This is a genomic window from Corallococcus carmarthensis, from assembly GCF_003611695.1.
Taxonomy (GTDB): Bacteria; Myxococcota; Myxococcia; order Myxococcales; family Myxococcaceae; genus Corallococcus; species Corallococcus carmarthensis.
The window spans coordinates 65,338-81,558 of the sequence record NZ_RAWE01000010.1 but is presented as its reverse complement, the minus strand read 5'-3'; the positions used below and the strand labels follow the sequence as shown (position 1 = coordinate 81,558).

General features: G+C 70.3%; 17 protein-coding genes. 13 read left to right on the top strand and 4 right to left on the bottom strand.

Annotation, left to right across the window (positions count from 1 at the left end):
• The first annotated feature begins 7 nt into the window (after positions 1-7).
• Positions 8-817: a class I SAM-dependent methyltransferase gene (locus tag D7X32_RS04950; protein WP_158625611.1), complete on the top strand. Its 810-nt coding sequence runs from the start codon at positions 8-10 to the stop codon at positions 815-817.
• A gap of 4 nt (positions 818-821) precedes the next feature.
• Here the strand turns inward: D7X32_RS04950 and D7X32_RS04945 are convergent, their stop codons facing one another.
• Positions 822-1,727: a DMT family transporter gene (locus D7X32_RS04945; protein ID WP_120601338.1), complete on the bottom strand. Its 906-nt coding sequence runs from the start codon at positions 1,725-1,727 to the stop codon at positions 822-824.
• Positions 1,728-1,849: 122 nt separating this feature from the next.
• Here D7X32_RS04945 and D7X32_RS04940 point away from each other — a divergent pair, with 122 nt between their 5' ends.
• From D7X32_RS04940 to D7X32_RS04925, 4 genes are all read left to right on the top strand, one after another.
• Positions 1,850-2,797: a LysR substrate-binding domain-containing protein gene (locus D7X32_RS04940; protein WP_120601337.1), complete on the top strand. Its 948-nt coding sequence runs from the start codon at positions 1,850-1,852 to the stop codon at positions 2,795-2,797.
• A 103-nt stretch (positions 2,798-2,900) separates the two neighbouring features.
• Entirely contained in the window at positions 2,901-3,221 is a 321-nt protein-coding gene (locus tag D7X32_RS04935; protein WP_120601336.1) for a hypothetical protein, read from the top strand.
• Between the two features lie 203 nt (positions 3,222-3,424).
• Positions 3,425-3,979: a MarR family winged helix-turn-helix transcriptional regulator gene (locus D7X32_RS04930; RefSeq protein WP_120601335.1), complete on the top strand. Its 555-nt coding sequence runs from the start codon at positions 3,425-3,427 to the stop codon at positions 3,977-3,979.
• The gene (locus D7X32_RS04925; protein WP_120601334.1) at positions 3,966-5,855 is read left to right on the top strand and encodes a chloride channel protein; all 1,890 of its coding nucleotides are present in this window, start codon (positions 3,966-3,968) and stop codon (positions 5,853-5,855) included. Before D7X32_RS04930 ends, D7X32_RS04925 begins: the two co-directional genes overlap by 14 nt.
• A gap of 10 nt (positions 5,856-5,865) precedes the next feature.
• On the opposite strand, the gene D7X32_RS04920 is transcribed toward D7X32_RS04925, so the two are convergent.
• Positions 5,866-6,852 carry an NAD-dependent epimerase/dehydratase family protein gene (locus D7X32_RS04920; RefSeq protein WP_120601366.1) on the bottom strand — a complete coding sequence of 329 codons (987 nt, stop codon included), beginning with the start codon at positions 6,850-6,852 and terminating at the stop codon, positions 5,866-5,868.
• Between the two features lie 105 nt (positions 6,853-6,957).
• Between D7X32_RS04920 and D7X32_RS04915 the strand changes: the two genes are divergently transcribed.
• The 6 genes from D7X32_RS04915 to D7X32_RS04890 all read left to right on the top strand — a co-directional run bounded on the left by D7X32_RS04915 (position 6,958) and on the right by D7X32_RS04890 (position 12,331).
• Entirely contained in the window at positions 6,958-7,581 is a 624-nt protein-coding gene (locus tag D7X32_RS04915; RefSeq protein ID WP_120601333.1) for a TetR/AcrR family transcriptional regulator, read from the top strand.
• Between the two features lie 118 nt (positions 7,582-7,699).
• Positions 7,700-8,524 (top strand): TadE family protein, encoded by an 825-nt coding sequence (locus D7X32_RS04910; RefSeq protein WP_120601332.1) that lies wholly within the window; start codon positions 7,700-7,702, stop codon positions 8,522-8,524.
• Positions 8,525-8,560: 36 nt separating this feature from the next.
• Entirely contained in the window at positions 8,561-10,186 is a 1,626-nt protein-coding gene (locus tag D7X32_RS04905; protein ID WP_120601331.1) for a pilus assembly protein, read from the top strand.
• Positions 10,186-11,283 carry a pilus assembly protein gene (locus D7X32_RS04900; protein WP_244238851.1) on the top strand — a complete coding sequence of 366 codons (1,098 nt, stop codon included), beginning with the start codon at positions 10,186-10,188 and terminating at the stop codon, positions 11,281-11,283. Before D7X32_RS04905 ends, D7X32_RS04900 begins: the two co-directional genes overlap by 1 nt.
• Entirely contained in the window at positions 11,280-12,134 is an 855-nt protein-coding gene (locus D7X32_RS04895) for a hypothetical protein (protein WP_120601330.1), read from the top strand. Before D7X32_RS04900 ends, D7X32_RS04895 begins: the two co-directional genes overlap by 4 nt.
• Complete coding sequence (locus D7X32_RS04890) at positions 12,131-12,331, top strand: hypothetical protein (RefSeq protein WP_120601329.1); 201 nt, start codon at positions 12,131-12,133, stop codon at positions 12,329-12,331. Before D7X32_RS04895 ends, D7X32_RS04890 begins: the two co-directional genes overlap by 4 nt.
• Before the next feature lie 13 nt (positions 12,332-12,344).
• Here D7X32_RS04890 and D7X32_RS04885 read toward each other — a convergent pair whose 3' ends face one another.
• Entirely contained in the window at positions 12,345-13,103 is a 759-nt protein-coding gene (locus D7X32_RS04885) for a hypothetical protein (protein WP_120601328.1), read from the bottom strand.
• Between the two features lie 52 nt (positions 13,104-13,155).
• Here D7X32_RS04885 and D7X32_RS04880 point away from each other — a divergent pair, with 52 nt between their 5' ends.
• The gene (locus tag D7X32_RS04880; RefSeq protein ID WP_120601327.1) at positions 13,156-13,752 is read left to right on the top strand and encodes a hypothetical protein; all 597 of its coding nucleotides are present in this window, start codon (positions 13,156-13,158) and stop codon (positions 13,750-13,752) included.
• Here D7X32_RS04880 and D7X32_RS04875 read toward each other — a convergent pair.
• Entirely contained in the window at positions 13,733-14,353 is a 621-nt protein-coding gene (locus tag D7X32_RS04875; protein ID WP_120601326.1) for a hypothetical protein, read from the bottom strand. The genes D7X32_RS04880 and D7X32_RS04875 overlap by 20 nt on opposite strands.
• Before the next feature lie 187 nt (positions 14,354-14,540).
• On the opposite strand from D7X32_RS04875, the gene D7X32_RS04870 reads away from it, so the two are divergent.
• Positions 14,541-16,220 carry a DUF1800 domain-containing protein gene (locus tag D7X32_RS04870; RefSeq protein WP_120601325.1) on the top strand — a complete coding sequence of 560 codons (1,680 nt, stop codon included), beginning with the start codon at positions 14,541-14,543 and terminating at the stop codon, positions 16,218-16,220.
• Position 16,221: the final 1 nt, after the last annotated feature.

The window sequence follows — 16,221 nt, the reverse complement described above, 5'->3', positions numbered from 1 at the left end:
GCCATCCATGGCCAATGCCATCTCGAAGACCGCCTACTACACCCTGGCCTGCCGGGCGGAGGATGCACGCAAGCCCCGGCCCCTGTGTGGCGACACCTTCGCCGCCCGCTTCATGGACGACGATGCGCGCCAGGTCTGGGAGCGCTTCCAGTCCTTCCGCGAGGCCAACGCGAGCAACGCCGCGCGGCACCAGATCATCGACGCGCTGGTGCAGGAGGAGCTGGACAAGGCTCCCGACGCGCGGGTGGTGGTGCTGGGCGCGGGCTTCGACACGCGGGCCTACCGGCTCCGCGGAGGCCGGTGGCTGGAGGTGGACGAGCCCGCCATCATCACCCTCAAGGACGCGAAGCTGCCGGTGACGGAGGCCCGCAATCCGCTGGAGCGTCTCTCCATCGACTTCGGAGCGGAGTCACTCGCGCGGAAGCTCGCGCCCTACCAGGACTCGCGGCGCACGCACGTCATCATCGAAGGCGTGCTCATGTACCTGTCGAACGCGCAGCGCCAGGACATGCTCGCGGTGCTCCGGAACGCATTCCCTCATCACGCCGTGTATTGCGACCTGATGAGCGCCACCTTCCAGCGCGAGTACAGCCGCGACCTGCACGCGGTGCTCGTCAGCATGGGCGCGTCCTTCCAGGACATGACGGACGCGCCGGAGAGCACCTTCCTGGAGGCGGGCTACACGGCCACGTCCTCCACCTCCGTCCCCCTGCGCTCGCTGGAACTGGCCGGGAAGCGCGGCCCGGCGTTCATCGTCCGGCGGTTCATGCACACGGTCCGCGACGGCTACCGCATCTGGAAGTTCGAGCGGGCCTGACGCCTCACTTCGCCTTCGGTGGCTGCCCCAGCGCCACGCTGCCCAGGATGAGCGTGCCCGCCACCAGCATGGTGGGCGTCAGCGGCTCGCCCAGCAGCAGCCAGGCCCAGGCCACCGCGAACAGCGGCACCAGGTAGGTGACGACGACGGCGCGCGCCGCCCCGATGCGCTGGATGAGTCGGTAGAACACCGCGTACGCAAGGCCGGTGCAGACCATGCCCAGGGCCGCCGCCGCCAGCCAGGGCCGCACGGCGATGGGCTCCGAGGGCCACGTGGCCACCGCGAAGGGCAGCATCAACACCGCGCCGCAGGACAGCGTGGCGGCGGCGACCGCGGCGGCCGGCAATCCGGTGAGGTGGCGGCGCACCAGGTTCGCGCCGATGCCGTAGAGGAACGCGGCCGTGGTCCCCGCCGCCGCGGCCCAGGCGACGCTCGTGCCCGCGGCCTTGCCACTGGCCAGCACCACCACCCCGGCGAAGCCCGCGAGCAGCGCCACCGCGCGCTGGGCCCCGATGCGCTCGCCGTAGAACACGAACGCCACCAGCGCGGTGAACAGCACCGCCATGCTGTTGGTGATGGCCCCGACGCCCGCGGGGGCCTGCCGCGCGGCCCAGGCGAACAACGAGAAGGGGATCGCCGCGTTGACCAGGCCCACCAGCGCCAGCCGGGGCCACAGCGCGGGGCGGATCGCCGAGCGCGCGCGCCAGAGGAAGGGCATCAGCACCGCCGCGCCCAGCACCAGCCGCAGCTCCACCAGGGGCACCGGACCGAAGGCCGGCGCCGCGATGCGCATGAACAGGAAGGACGCGCCCCAGATGGCGGCCAGCCCGCCCAGTTCCAGGGGCGTGAGCCACGCCCGGTTGAAGGTTGGAGACACGACCTGCGGATGGGTAAGACCGGAAGCGCTCATGGCGGCCCCCTCGTGCGAGGAAGGAATCAGACTTCTGTCTGGTCCTTTCTTCACGCCGGAACCCCCGCTTCACAAGCGCATCGTTTCCGTGTCAGACATGAGCCAGATTTGAGGCTCGGCCCATGACCCTGCGCACCGACCTGCTCCCCGCACTGGCGGCCTTCGAGTCCGCCGCCCGCCACCAGAACTTCGCCCGCGCGGCGGAGGAGCTGCACCTGACCGCCAGCGCGGTCAGCCACCACGTCCGCAAGCTGGAGGACCGGCTGGGCGTCGTGCTGTTCCAGCGGCATGCCCGGGGCGTGGCGCTGACGGCCGAGGGACGCCAGCTCGCGGACGCCGCCAGCACCGCGCTGTCGGACATGGACAACGTGCTCGGGGGACTCAAGCACTCGCGGGACGAGGACGCCGTGGTGCGCGTCACCACCGTGCACTCGCTGACCTACGCGTGGCTGCTGCCGCGCATGCCGGGCTTCACGGCCCTGCACCCGCGCGTCCGGATCCACGTGGACACGGAGATGGCGCTCACCCGCTTCGACGAGGGCGGGCCGGACCTGGGCATCCGCTACGGCCAGCCTCCCTGGCCGGGCCTCAGCGCGCATCCCCTGATGGACGACGCCCTGTTCCCCGTGGCGTCTCCGAAGCTCGCGGGCATTGAGCACGTTCGTGAGGCGGCGGACGTGGCGAAGCTCCCGCTCATCGCGGACCTGACCCGCCAGGGCTGGCAGGACTGGTTCCGCTCGGCGGACGTGCGCGGGGTGCGCGTCGAGGAGCGCTACAGCTTCAGCGACACCACCGGCGCGCTGATGGCCGCGGTGCAGGGCCTGGGCGCGGCGCTGGCCCGAGAGAAGATCGTCACGCCCTACTTCGCGGACAACCGCCTCATCCGGCTGCCCGGCCCCATCGTGCCCACCCGCGCCAGCTACTTCGTGGTGTATCCCGCGCACCGGCGGCTGCGCCCGGCCGCGCGCCTCTTCTGTGATTGGCTCCTGGCGCAGCGCGACAGTCCGCAGACGCCGATACCGGCCGCGACACAAGGCGCCGCACCGCCACGCAGGAAAGCCCCCCAATAACAAACTCCGACCCCGGGTGACTCCGAACCCTCCAATGACATCCATTTACTTGTCTGGGAAACAGGTTCACGGTGTTCGCGCGATTCCCTCACGAGGGGCGCACATGCGCATGCGGGTGAAGTCCCTGCTGGCGGTCTCGACTGTCCTGTTGCTGGCCCCCACGGCGGCTTTTGCCCTGCCGGCCCCCCAATGCGGCATCGGCGCCTGTCTCGAAGCGCCCTGCGACACGGTGTGTTACATCGGGCTCAAGATTGAAACGACGTGTGGTGACTCCCTGGGCTGGGGCTGCGGGAGCGGCGGCGGGGATTTCTCCGAGTCCACGGCCTCCGTGACCGAAGCCGAAGCCCTCCAGGCCGAGGAGTCCTCGCAGGTGTGCAGCGAGGCGCACCCCGCCGCCGAGCTGTCCGTCACCGCCGGCAGCTGAGCCGCGGTCCGCTTCCTCGCGGGGTCCGGGCTTCTTGACCGGGCCTCGCCGTTGTCACTGCCGGGCACGTACCGCCCGTGCGCTCCGACGGTGAGTCCGCCCCTCGCCGAGCGCTGTCCTCTCCCCGTCCCCCAGGCGGCCGGGCATCCCCCGCACTTTCGCTTGTGCCCGCCACCCCTGCCCCGTAGCTTGCGGGAAGATATATGGGCTCCCATTCAAATCGGACGCCGCCGCCCTCGGATGACTCCGGCGAGGTTCGCGCGGCCATGGACGGCGTGCGGCGGCTGGTGCGGCTGCTGCGGGTCTCCGCTCGCGCTTCTGAACGGCTGGTGGGCATCAGCGGCGCCCAGCTCTTCATCCTCCAGCAGTTGGCGGAGGCCGGTCCCTGCTCCATCAACGCGCTCGCGGAGCGCACGCTCACGCACCAGAGCAGCGTGTCCGTCGTCGTCACGAAGCTCATCGAGCAGGGGCTGGTGAGCCGCCGCCGCTCCGACGAGGACGGCCGCCGCGTGGAGGTGGCCCTGTCGGCCAAGGGCCGCGCGCTGGTGCGCACGGCGCCGCCCATGGCCCAGGCCCGACTCATCTCCGGGCTGCGCGGCCTGAAGCCCGACGTGCGCGCCGGACTGGTCCAGGGGCTGGACGCCTGGGTGCGCGCGCTGGGGCTCGACGGGGATGAAGCCCCGCTCTTCTTCGAGGACGAAACCTCGCGCCCGCCGCGGCGACGCAAGACACAGGAGCACACCGATGAAGAAACCTGACGTGGAACGCATCGAAGAGGGCCTGGGTGAAGGGCCGGAGGCGCGGTCCAGCCTCCCGGTGGCCCCGTCCATGGGCCCCGCGCTCGCCAGCCTGCGCACCCCTTCCGCGTCCGTGGCGGTGGACTCCCGCACCGTGTTCATCAGCGGCATGGCGGTGGTGCTCGCGGCCGTCGCGGGCCTGGTGGCGCAGGGGCTGGGCGCCCTCATCCACTTCGTCACGAACCTGGCCTTCTTCGGACGGCTGTCCGTGCAGCCGGTGTCGCCCGGCGACAACACGTTGGGGGGCTGGGTGGTGCTCGTACCCGTCGCGGGCGCCATCATCGTGGGGCTGATGGCGCGCTATGGCTCGCGGGCCATCCGGGGCCACGGCATCCCGGAAGCCATGGAGCAGGTGCTCTTCAACCAGAGCCGCATCCCGCCCCGGATGACGCTGCTCAAGCCGCTGTCGGCGGCGATCGCCATCGGCACCGGCGGCCCGTTCGGCGCGGAGGGCCCCATCATCGCCACGGGTGGCGCGCTGGGTTCACTCCTGGGTCAGGGGCTCCATGTCACGGCCGACGAGAGAAAGGCGCTGCTCGCCGCGGGCGCCGCCGCGGGCATGGCCGCCACGTTCGGCGCGCCGGTGTCCGCGGTGCTCCTCGCGGTGGAGCTGCTGCTCTTCGAGTTCAAGCCCCGCTCCGTCATCCCCGTGGCCCTGGCCACCGCCACCGCCACTGGCGTGCGCATCGCCTTCATGGGCGGTGCGCCCGCGTTCGCCATCCCGGACCTGACGACTCCGTCCGGAGGGGCGCTCGCGTTCTACGGCGTCCTGGGCCTCGTCATTGGCGCCGCCTCCGTGGTGTGCACGCGCGCGGTGTATTGGCTGGAGGACGCGTTCGAGAAGCTGCCCGTGCACTGGATGTGGTGGCCCGCGCTGGGCGGCATCGTCGTGGGCGTGGTGGGCTGGCTGTCCCCGCGCACGCTGGGCGTGGGCTACACCAACATCGAGGACATCCTGTCCGGCCGCTTCGTGGGGACGGCGATGCTCGTCTTCTGCGCGCTCAAGTTCATCTCCTGGTCCGTAGCCCTGGGGAGCGGGACGTCCGGCGGAACGCTGGCGCCCCTCTTCACGCTGGGCGGTGGCCTGGGCTCCGGACTGGGGCTGCTGGCCTCGCAGCTGTTCCCCAGCCTGGGCGTGGACGTGCGCGTCGCGGCGCTGGTGGGCATGGCCGCGCTCTTCGCGGGAGCCTCCCGCGCGCTGCTGGCGTCGGTGGTGTTCGCCTTCGAGACCACGCGGCAGCCGCTGGGATTGCTGCCGTTGCTCGCGGGCTGCGCGGCGTCCTACCTGGTGTCCGCGCTGCTCATGCGGCACTCCATCATGACGGAGAAGCTGGCCCGCCGCGGCGCCCGCATCCCCACGGAGCTGGGCACGGACGCGCTCGGACAGGCGCTGGTGCGCGACCATGGCCTCAAGCCCGTGATGACGTTGCAGGCGGACATGCCCCTGGAAGAGGTGCGCGCGTGGCTCACGTCGGATGCCACGGGCTCGCGCCACCAGGGCTTCCCCGTCGTCTCGCGGGAAGGGGCGCTCGTGGGCGTCGTCACCCGCAGGGACCTCTTGGACGGCCATGACAGCGCCGGCCGGCGGATGCGGGACGTGGTGAAGCGGCCCCCCGCGGTCGTCTTCGACGACAGCTCCCTGCGCGAGGCGGCGGACCTGATGATGGACGAGGGCGTGGGCCGCCTGCCCGTCGTCTCCCGCGCGCGGCCGGAGCACGTCGTGGGCATCCTCACCCGCAGCGACCTGCTCGCGGGCCACCGGCAGCGGCTGGCGAACGCGCGCACGCGGGAGCGCGGCCTGGGCACCACGCGTCCCCCGTCACCGCGGCCCGCCTGAGCACCGCGGCTCAGGTCGTCGCGGGGACCGCCGCCGGACGTGACTTCGCCTCCTGCTCCTGGCGCAGGGCCGCGAGCGTCTGGCGGATGCCCTCCGCGTAGGGTGTCTTGTGCACCGTGCCCAGCAGGCCACGCAGCGCGGAGTCATCCAGCAGCACGGGGTTCGTGAGCAGGTAGTACATCTCCACCAGCTCCTTCATGAAGGGATCGAAGAGGCCGGCCAGGCGCACCAGCGTCTTGCCCATCGACATCGTCTTCGGGGTGTGGCCCGCCTGCGCGGAGAGCTCGTTCACCATCTGGCGCTGCGTGGTGGCGCCCGCGCCCGCCAGGTTCCAGAAGCGGCCGTACGCGCGGGGCTCGTCCATCAGCGCGGTGACGACGGGGCCCACGTCATTCACGAAGACGAACTCGTGCGGCGCATCCAACGGCCCGATGAGCGGCGCGCGCTTGCCCTGGGACGCGGCGACGAAGGCGCGGTACAGGAAGCTGCGCTCCACGCCCGGCCCGTAGAAGTCCGGCAGCCGGAGGATGGTCCCTTTGATGGAGCCCGCCGCGTCCGCCTCCAGCAGCAGGTCCTCCTGCGCCTCGCGCATGCGCCCCTTGTAGGAGTTCGGCTCGCGCGGATGGGACTCCGCCACCGTCGCGGTGCGCGGCATCCCGTACGGATACACCGTGCCGATGAGCACCACCCGCTCCACGCCCTCCGCGATGGCCGCGTCCAGCGTGCGGCGCATCAGCTCCGGGTGCAGGTGGAACTGCCAGTAGTTCACCCCCACCATGTAGATGATCGTCCGGACGCCCCGCGCCGCGGCCCGGATGGACGCGGGGTCCTCCGGATTCCACGTCACCACCTCCGCCAGCGGATCCGCGCCAAACTCCCTCCGCAGGCTTCCCTCCGAGCGCCCGACCACCCGGTACGGCCGGCCCTGCGCCTGAAGCGTCCGCGCCACGGACTGGCCAATGACGCCCGAAGCGCCGAACAACGCCACCGTCTCCATGTCGTCCTCCCGGGAATGAACGTCCGGACTTTTGATGAACACCGTTCTTTGAACACCGTTCATTTATTGCTGGCCGTTCGTTTCGTCAAGGCCTAACCTCGTGACATGGGCATCACGGAGCGCAAGGAGCGACAGCGGGCGGAGCTGCGGGAGCACATCCTCCAGGTGGCGCGCGACATGGTGATGAAGGAAGGCTTTGGCGCCCTCTCCATGCGCAAGCTGGCGGACGCGGTGGAGTACGCGCCCGCGACGCTCTACCTGCACTTCGAGAACCGCGACGCCATCGCGCGGGAGCTGTGCGTGCGCGGCTTCCAGGAGCTGCTCGCGGTGCTGGAGCCGGCGGCCACCGTGAAGGATCCCGCGCAGCGGCTGTCACGTCTGGCGGAGGCCTACCTGGCCTTCGGCATGGAAAACACGGAGACCTACCGCCTCATCTTCATGGAGGACGCCAGGCTGTCCGCGGACCTCTTCCAGGACAAGCAGGAGGGCCCGGGGCCCAAATCCTTCGCACTGCTGGTGAGGGCCTGCGCGGCCTTGCAGGCGGCCGGCCGGACGCTGGACGCCACGCCCCCGGAGCGGCTGGCGGAGGTGTTCTGGGCGGGCCTGCACGGCATCATCAGCCTCAAGCTCACCTGCTCTGGGTTCCAGGGCGCACCCGCGGAGGCGCTGGTGGAGACCCTCGTCGCCACGCTGGTGCACGCACCGAAGCCCGCGCGGCGCTCCCGGTAGTTTCCGGGTTTTTACGTCCTGCTGGGTTACAGCCCTGTTTCATGGGTAGGGCTGACGGGCCACCGGGCGGCCGCCAACTGGCATCCTGGTGACACACCGTGTGAAGATTGGACGTCCCATGAAAAGGTCCCAATCAACCCGTCCCGGTGAGTCGGGTCAGGCGCTCGTGGAGTCCGCGCTGGTCATCCCGGTGATGGTGTTCCTCATCCTGGGCATCCTCCAGTTGGGAACGCTCCACCACGCGCGGCTGATGACGGAGTACGCCGCGTACCGGGCGGCGCGCGCGGGCATCGTCAACCACGGCGACTGCGAGATCATGAAGAAGGCCGCCTACGTGGCGGTGCTGCCCACCCTGGGCCCGCCCAAGTCCGGCGGCAAGGGCCGCGTGGACACGCTCATCAACGTGGCGCTGGTCCATGACGCGTACACGGACGAGAAGCTGGCCGCCCAGAACCAGCGCTATCAGCAGGTGAACCTGGAGCGCGTGCGGGTGGAGGTGCTCAACCCCCGGCGCAGCCAGCTGCCCGGGCTCTTCGCCTCCTACGGTTCGCACATGCAGGGGCGGGAGCTGGACTACGACGACATCCGCAACGCGCAGGTCATCGAGGCCAACCTCCTCACGGTGCGCGTGACGTACTTCTACGAGATGCGCATCCCGTTCGCGAACTGGCAGCTGCACGCGTTCTACATGGGCCGCGAGGCGCTCAACGGCCTGGCCATGCGGGGCGTCAACTTCACCACGCAGAAGGTGAACGGCGGCAGCCTCACGGACCACCTGGAGGACCAGGGCGCGGGCCAGAGCGGCGACCACCAGAAGATCCGCACGCTCGCTGACAGCAACGTCTTCGCCATCCCCGTCGTCGCCACCTATTCGATGCGCATGCAGTCCAACCTCCTCAACAGCGGCGCGCACGGCCCCAACGCGTGCGCCGTGGACAGCTAGCGTCTCCCCCGGCGCGCGTCAGAAGGACCCCCTCGGATGTTTCGGATTCTGCGGAGACTGCGGCGCGACGAGCGCGGGCAGGCCATGGTGTTGGGGGTGGTGGTCATGCTGGTGCTGGCCGTCACCATCATGACGTCGGTGGGTATCGGCCGTGGCGTGTACGAGAAGATCAAGCTGCAGGACGCCGCGGACGCGCAGGCGTACTCGCTGGCGGTGAAGGAAGCGCGGGCCTACAACTTCCTCGCGTACACCAACCGCGCGATGATCGTGCACTACTCCGCGATGCTCACGGTGATGTCCTACGTGAGCCACGCGGTGTACCTGGACCGCACCATCGGCGTCGCGGCAAAGTACCTGCAATACATCCCCGGCATCGGCGCGGTCTTCGCGGCGGTCTCGCAGGCGATAAAAGCCTGGAAGGTCGCGGTGGAGACCGTCTCACGGCTGCTCATCCCGGTGCTGACAGCGCTCAACATCGCGCTGTGGCTGGCCCAGGAGGCCATGCTCACCGGCACCCTCTTCGACCTCTACACCACGAAGGGACGCAGCGACGTCATCGAGAAGACCGACCCCCGGGCGGACGTCACGGAGGACATGGACTCCGGACAGTCCTTCAACAACGCCTCCGTCTCCTCGCTGTTCGGCAACCCCAGCGACATCAACTACTCCAACGCCAAGAACTTCCTCCACGTCCTGGATGACGGCCCCTTCAGCAGCAGTCCCACCATGGGCGTGGACCCCACCGGCATGCTCACGCGGGCGAAGCTGGTGTCAGGCAACAAGCTGTCGGATCCGAACATGGCCAAGTACCGCCTGCTGATGGGCAACCTGGCCAACGGCGTGCGCAGGCGCTGGACGGCCGAGGGCGAGGGTCCCATCCTCATCGGGCGGCGCTGGGAGTTCCGGCTGTGCGTCGTGATTGGCGAGCTGCGCATCCGCAAGACGGCGGACAGCCAGATCAAGAGCTTCGACGAGGGGTTCGAGAACAACCGCAAGGATCAGCTCTTCGCGTCGGACGACATCCGCATCGAGGTGCGCCCCACCTGCTTCCTCTTCGGCTGGAGCGACGTCTTCCGGCTGCGCTTCCGCGCGGCGGCGGACAACCGGGGCGGCTTCCACCAGGAATACGGTTCCAACAAGACGGATGACCACCACCCGTGGCTGGGCATCACGCCGTTCATCACCTCCGACACCAGCTTCGTCAGCCCCCGGCAGAACCACTTCGGCTACCCGTGCAACCTCATCGTCCTGGGCAAGGACATGGGCGCGGAGCGCACCGGCAGCAAGCCGGTCTACGAGCTGGAGAACCTGTCGCGCAACGCCTTCATGGAGGGCAACGGCGACGGCAAGTACAACACCGCGGAGAACAACGGCGAGGGCATCCGCGAGTCGTACCTGGACATGACCTGGCAGTACGTGGGCGGAAAGCAGGACGGCTACGCGGCGGACTTCCGCCAGCGCACGGGCGGCATGATGGCCATGGCGGTGGGCCGCGCCATCTACCACCGGCCCGGCCAGTGGAAGGAAGAGCCCAACTTCTTCAACCCGCTCTGGACCGCGCGCCTGGCGCCCGTGCAGACGCACTGGGACGCGGATCACCTCAAGTGGCTGGTGCCGGCCTGGGAGGACAGCGAATGGCTGATTCAAGGCATCAACTACTGATGCGCCCGGGCCGCCGCGCGGCGCGGGGGACGGCGACGGTGGAGCTGGCGCTGCTGGCGCCGCTGCTCGTCGTGCTGGTGCTCTGGGGCAACTACTTCTGGGAGGTGCAGCGCGCGCGCATCAAGATGGCGGAGATGGCGCGCTTCGTCGCCTTCGAGCGCACGGTGCGCCAGGACCTGTCCACGGTCGTCGCGGAAGCGCGGCAGCGCTACCAGGACCTGGACGGCTCCACCAAGACGGGCACGCTGGGCACGGCCTACCAGAACGGGCTCACCATCCAGGTCCAGGCGCAGAACGCGGACGCGCCCCTGGAAGGCGTGCAGATGTCGAACATGGGTGCGCAGGCCGGCGTGGGCGGCCTGGCGGGCGCGGCCATTGGCGCGCTGGGCAGCTCTCCGGACCAGCTGGTGCGGGACATGGGGTTCGACCCCAGCGTCGGCGCGGTCCAGGCGGACGTGCAGGTGCGGATGGTGAACCGCATCATCCCGCGGGAGATCGCCCTCTACACGACGGGCTTCAACGGCAACCAGCTGGACCTGAACTTCCAGGAGCACTTCTACCTCTTCCACGACACGTGGCGGGCGTGGGGGCCGGGCGACAATCCCTCGCAGACGTATCCCCGGGTGGAGCAGCTCACGCACGACCGCGTGAGCCGCATCGTCTACGCGGGCGTGGCGAGCGGCGGCGGCGGGGCGCTGCAGGCCATTGAAGGGGTGCTGTCCGTGCTGGGGCTCGATTTCCCCTTCTCCGACGACTACATCCGCCAGTCCGTGGTCATCCGCGAGGTGACGGCCGCGGGCAACTTCGCCGCGGTCCGGCCGACGCGCACGGTGCCCGGCGACGTGCTCCAGGCCGCCTACTGGCGCAACGACACCAGCTACTGCTACGGCAACTGCGAGCCCAACGACATCAAGACGAAGCGCGGGCTCTCCAACTCCGGAGGCCGGGGCGACAACTGGCCCATGCGCTCGTACCGGTGCCGCGGGAACTTCTTCCAGGGCGCGACCTTCTCCAACGCCCCGGAGTCCGAGTACACGCAGTCCACGACGGCGGCGGCGGCCTACTTCCGCTACAACAGCGACGCCTGCATCCCATGAGTGGCCTGACGGACCACACGGGCGCGCTCACGCGCTGGCTGGGCCTGGGCGGGTTGCTCGCGCTCGTGGCCACCGCCGTGCTGCTGAAGGATCCGCCGCCCCCGTCGGCCGAGCCCCGTGCGGCGCCTTCCGGGCCCCAGGTGGCGCTGCCTCCGGCGCCGCCACTTCCGGATGTGGGCCGGGTGCAGCGGGTGTTCCCGCCGTTTCCCGGCGCCGCGCTCGTGCCCATGGGCCGGCTGGAGGCCAACGGCAGCCCCATGGAGCTGGGCTACTTCGAGACGGATCACCCGCCCGGGGAGGTGCTGGAGTTCTACGCGCGGGAGTTCCGGCTGCGGGGCCGCAACATCGTCACGCAGGACGACGGCGCGGGCGGCGGCGCGGTGAACTACTACGACGAGCGGCTGGGCGCGCTGGTGTCCGTCACCACCATCCGCGTGGGCGGCGCGACGACGCGCACGCTCGTGTTCCCGTCGCTGGTGGAGGCGCCCGAGGGCATCCACCTGCAGGGCACGGCGCCCGCGTCGCTGCCGCAGCCTCCGGGCGCGGTGACGGTGCTGCGCGTGGACGAGCAGGGCTCCGGACGCAATGCGGGCAGCACCACGCTCACCCAGGTGGCGCATGGCACGCCGCAGATGCTGGCGGAGTTCTACCGGGCACAGATGCCCTCGCGGGGCTACGCGCCTTCGGGCCGGCGCCTCTCGAAGGGCGTGGAGCTGCTCGACTTCGAGCGCCCCGGTGAACGGGTGTCGCTGTCGCTGTCGCCGCTGGACAAGGACGGTCCTCCGGAATCGCTGATCACGTTCGTCGTCGAGCGTGCATCTCCTCCCCCTCCCCAGGAGTCGAATCGATGAACGTCTGGTTGTCGCGTGGCTACCGGTGGATGCGGCGTCCGCGCTCGCGGGGGCAGGCCATGGCGGAGTTCACCATCCTGCTGATGGCGTTCATGTTCGGCGTCGGCGCCATCACCACGTTCGCGCCGGAGATGTTCGCGGCGCTCACCATCTACATCCGCGGCTTCTACTGCGTGCTGGGCTATCCGTTCGGATGAAAGGGCCCTGAAGTCAGGGCACGGGCAGCCGGGGCAGCGAGAGCGGCACGGCGTCCAGCGCGGGCCGGGCACCGGTGCCGCCCTTCTGGGCCGTCCAGGTGACCTCCGCTTCGCGCAGGGACTCCACGCCGAACACGGGCACCCGGGCCGAGGTCACCACCGTCACCTGCTGGCCGGATTCCAGACGGAAGGTCTGTTCGCGGCCCTTGCCGGCGAAGGGGCCGGTGCGCAGGTCGGTGTCGCGCTGGCGGACGGGCGCGCCCCGGAGCGTGGCGTGGTCCGCGAGGAGGTCCACGGGGATGGAGACGGGGGTGTTGGGCGGCACGGAGATGGCCAGCCGCTCCACCACGGCGCGGGCGGTGCCGGCGCGCGACACCCAGACGACGATGAGGCTGCGGGGCATCGTCTGGTAGTCCAGCTCCACCTGGTACAGCGTGTCGTGCTCGCGCGGCGTTTCGCCCACCACGGCGGCGCGGACGGGGAAGGAGCCCGGCTTCGACATGCCCTGCTTCGGGAGGACGGTGTATTCCACCCAGGTGCCCAGGACGGGCTGGAGCTGGCCGTACAGGAGCAGGGGCGGCACCAGGGCGCGCGCCTCCGCGAGGCGCTCGGGGGCGATGGGCGGATCCGCCGGGGCCGGCGTTCCGGCGTCGGTGGGAGCCGCCGTCGGGGTGGGGCGGGCCGGAGCAGCGCCCGCGTCGGGCGCGGCGAACGTGGCCGGCGTGGCGGAGAGCAGCACGGCGGTGCACACGGGACACAGGAGGCGGCGCATGGGAACAGCACTATGGGTCCGGGGCTCCGCGCCGGACAAGCTTGGAGGACGCATGGGTCGGAGCCTGGTGTTGCTCGCCGTGATGTTCGTTTGCATTGCGGCCCTGCCCGCCCGGGCGCAAGGCAGCGCGCCGGATGCGTTGTTCGGGCTGCCGCTCGTCGTTCGCGAAGGCGGCTGGGCGCGCTACGTGAACACGTCGCCGGACGGGCCCGCTCGGTTCGTGATCAAGCTGGGCGGCCCGGGACGCCATGAAGGCAAGCGCGGCCGGTGGGTGCTGCTGGAGATCGACGTGCCCGCCACCGGACGCGTGGGCTTCGACTTCCTGGTGGAGGGTGAGCGCTTCAGCGCGAAGAGCGTGCTGCTGATGCGCCTGCGGGTGCCGGGCCGGCCGCCGTCGGACACGCCCGCGCCCTTCAACCAACCGGGCGCGGACCGCCAGCCCCACCTGCTGCGCGAGGGCACGGAGACGGTCGCCGGAAAGAAGCTGGCGGTGACGGAGTACTCGTACGCGGGAGGCATCACCGCCCAGTGGTCCCCGGGCGTTCCGGTGCTGGGCCTGGTGCGCGTCTCCGGGACCCAGTCCTTCCAGCTGGAGGCCTTCGGCGTGGGCGGAGACCCCTGGAAGGGCGCTACTTCCGCCGGGCGCTGAGGCCTGCCCCGAGCAACGCGGTCCGCACCACGTCCTCGTCCTCGCTGGCGAGCCGCGCGGCCAGGAGCAACCGCGTCCCGTGCCCCGCCTGGAGCCGCACGCGTGGCAGGTCCCCCTGCTCCCGCTGGAACGAGAACCACTCCAGCCGGGAGAACGGCGTGCGCCGCCCCAGCGAATCGATGAAGCCCGTCTGGCCCAGGAACAGCGCGGGCACCGCATGCAGGCCCACGCCCGCGAGCCACCCGGCGACGCCCAGGCAGAACGTGGCGAGCGCGGGCCGGCCCTCCGTGGAGAACAGCCGCAGGCCCACCAGGGCCAGCACCGCCATGGTCGCGAGCACCAGCGCATAGGTGCCCATCTCCGCGCGCGAGCGCAGCGCCACCAGCCTCCCGCCGCGCAGCAGCGCCACCAGCGCTCCCAGCGCCACCAGCGCCAGTCCTCCCGCGGCCACCGCCACGCCCAGCGCCATCATCCCGGGACGACCTCCCAGCTCCCGTGACTCGCGCACGAGCCACGCGGCGCAGCCCGCGAAGAAGAGCAGCGTCACGCCCTGGAAGGCGGCCGTGGAGACGGGGCGCGTGGGGGCCGGAGGACGACTCACCCGGTCCTCTCTACACCACCCGGCCCCCAGCGCCCCGGGGCCTCAAGGAAAACCTCCGGCGTCGCACGGTTGCGGGACTACCAGAAAAAGCCGCTTTCATTGAATTTACCTATCTCCTAGAATCTTTTGCGACGTCGCGGCCCCGGCGTTCAGGGGTCCACCCCCCGCAGTCACCAGGAGTTACCGGATGCTTCGTCGCACCGCCCTGGCCCTCGTCTTGTGTGCCACGTCCTGCACACAGGCCGATGGGCCTTCCGCAGCAGAGTCCCCTCGCCCCGAACAGGCAGCCCTGGGCACGGCCGAACAGGCCGTGGAGTCCCTGGAGACGCCCACCGAAGCGAACAGCATCCGCTTCCTGGAGCAGTCGTCCTTCGGCCCGAAGCTCGCGCGCAACGTGGCCCCGGCGCCCGTGGGCACCGTGGAGCGCGTGATGGCGGTGGGCATCACCCAGTCGCTCACGGACCAGTTCGCGCTCCAGCCCGCCACGCCGTACGACGGGGAGCTCGCCCAGGACCTGGGCTCGCAGTTCTTCCAGCGCGCGGTGACGGGGGAGGATCAGCTCCGCCAGCGCGTGGCGTTCGCGCTCAGCCAGATCTTCGTCGTCTCCCAGAACGGCATCCCGGACTCCTCGAAGACGCCGTACGTGGACTCCAAGGTGGCGCTCGCGGGGTACATGAACCTGCTGTCGCAGCATGCCTTCGGTGACTTCCGCGTGCTGCTGGAGGAGGTGACGAAGAACCCCGCCATGGGCCGCTACCTGGACACGGCGAACAACCGCGCCTTCGACTCGCAGGGCAACCCCATTGACCCGAACGAGAACTACGCGCGGGAGATGCTCCAGCTCTTCACCCTGGGCACCGACAAGCTGAACCTGGACGGGACCCCGGCGCTGGACGTCAACGGCAACCGGCAGCGCGCGTACAGCGAGGCGCAGGTGAAGGCCTTCGCGCACACCCTGTCTGGCTGGACCTGGAACGCCGCCGCCTGTCCGGCCAAGGGCGCCGCCATCAACACGCCCGACTACAAGAACCCGTTGATGCCCTGTAACGACAACCACGACACGAGCCGCCAGGAGCTCCTGCGCGGCGTGCTCACCGCGCAGGGCGGGAACATCACCACGCACCTGACGCAGGCCCTGAACAACGTCTTCAACGACCCCAACGTCCCGCCCTTCATCAGCAAGCAGCTCATCCAGCACCTGGTGACGAGCAACCCGACGCCCGGCTACGTGCAGCGCGTGGCCAACGTCTTCAAGAACGACGGCACCGGCGCGCGCGGCAACCTCCAGGCGGTGGTGCGCGCCATCCTGGTGGACAACGAGGCGCGCGGCGCCCTGCCGCCCTCCAGCCTGCGTCCCGGCTTCGGCCACCTGCGCTCGCCCGCGCTGTTCGTCACCAACGTGGTCCGCTGGCTGGACCCCACGCTGGACACGGCCACCAAGGACCCGGGGCTGAAGCTGAGCAACTGGAGCAAGTCGATGAGCCAGTGGGTGACCCGCTCGCCCTCCGTGTTCAGCTTCTACCCGCCCAACGCGCCGCTGCCGGGGGCGGACGGCCTGGTCGGACCGGAGTTCGCCATCCTGGACACGGCCACCATCACGGCGCGCGCCAACTTCCTCCACGAGTTCCTCTACTCCACCACCCTCGCCAACTCGGGCATCGGCGTGGACTACGACCTCCTGCCAGGGACCACCACGGAGCTGGTCGCGTACATGGGCCGCTACTGGCTGCACGGCACGATGGCACCGACGCTGGAGCCGAAGCTGCTGGCGGCCATGAATGACAGCCGGGCGAACACGGCCATCCGAAAGAAGAAGCTCGGGCTCTACCTGACGTTCCTCTCCCCCTCCTTCCAGATCCAGCGGTGAA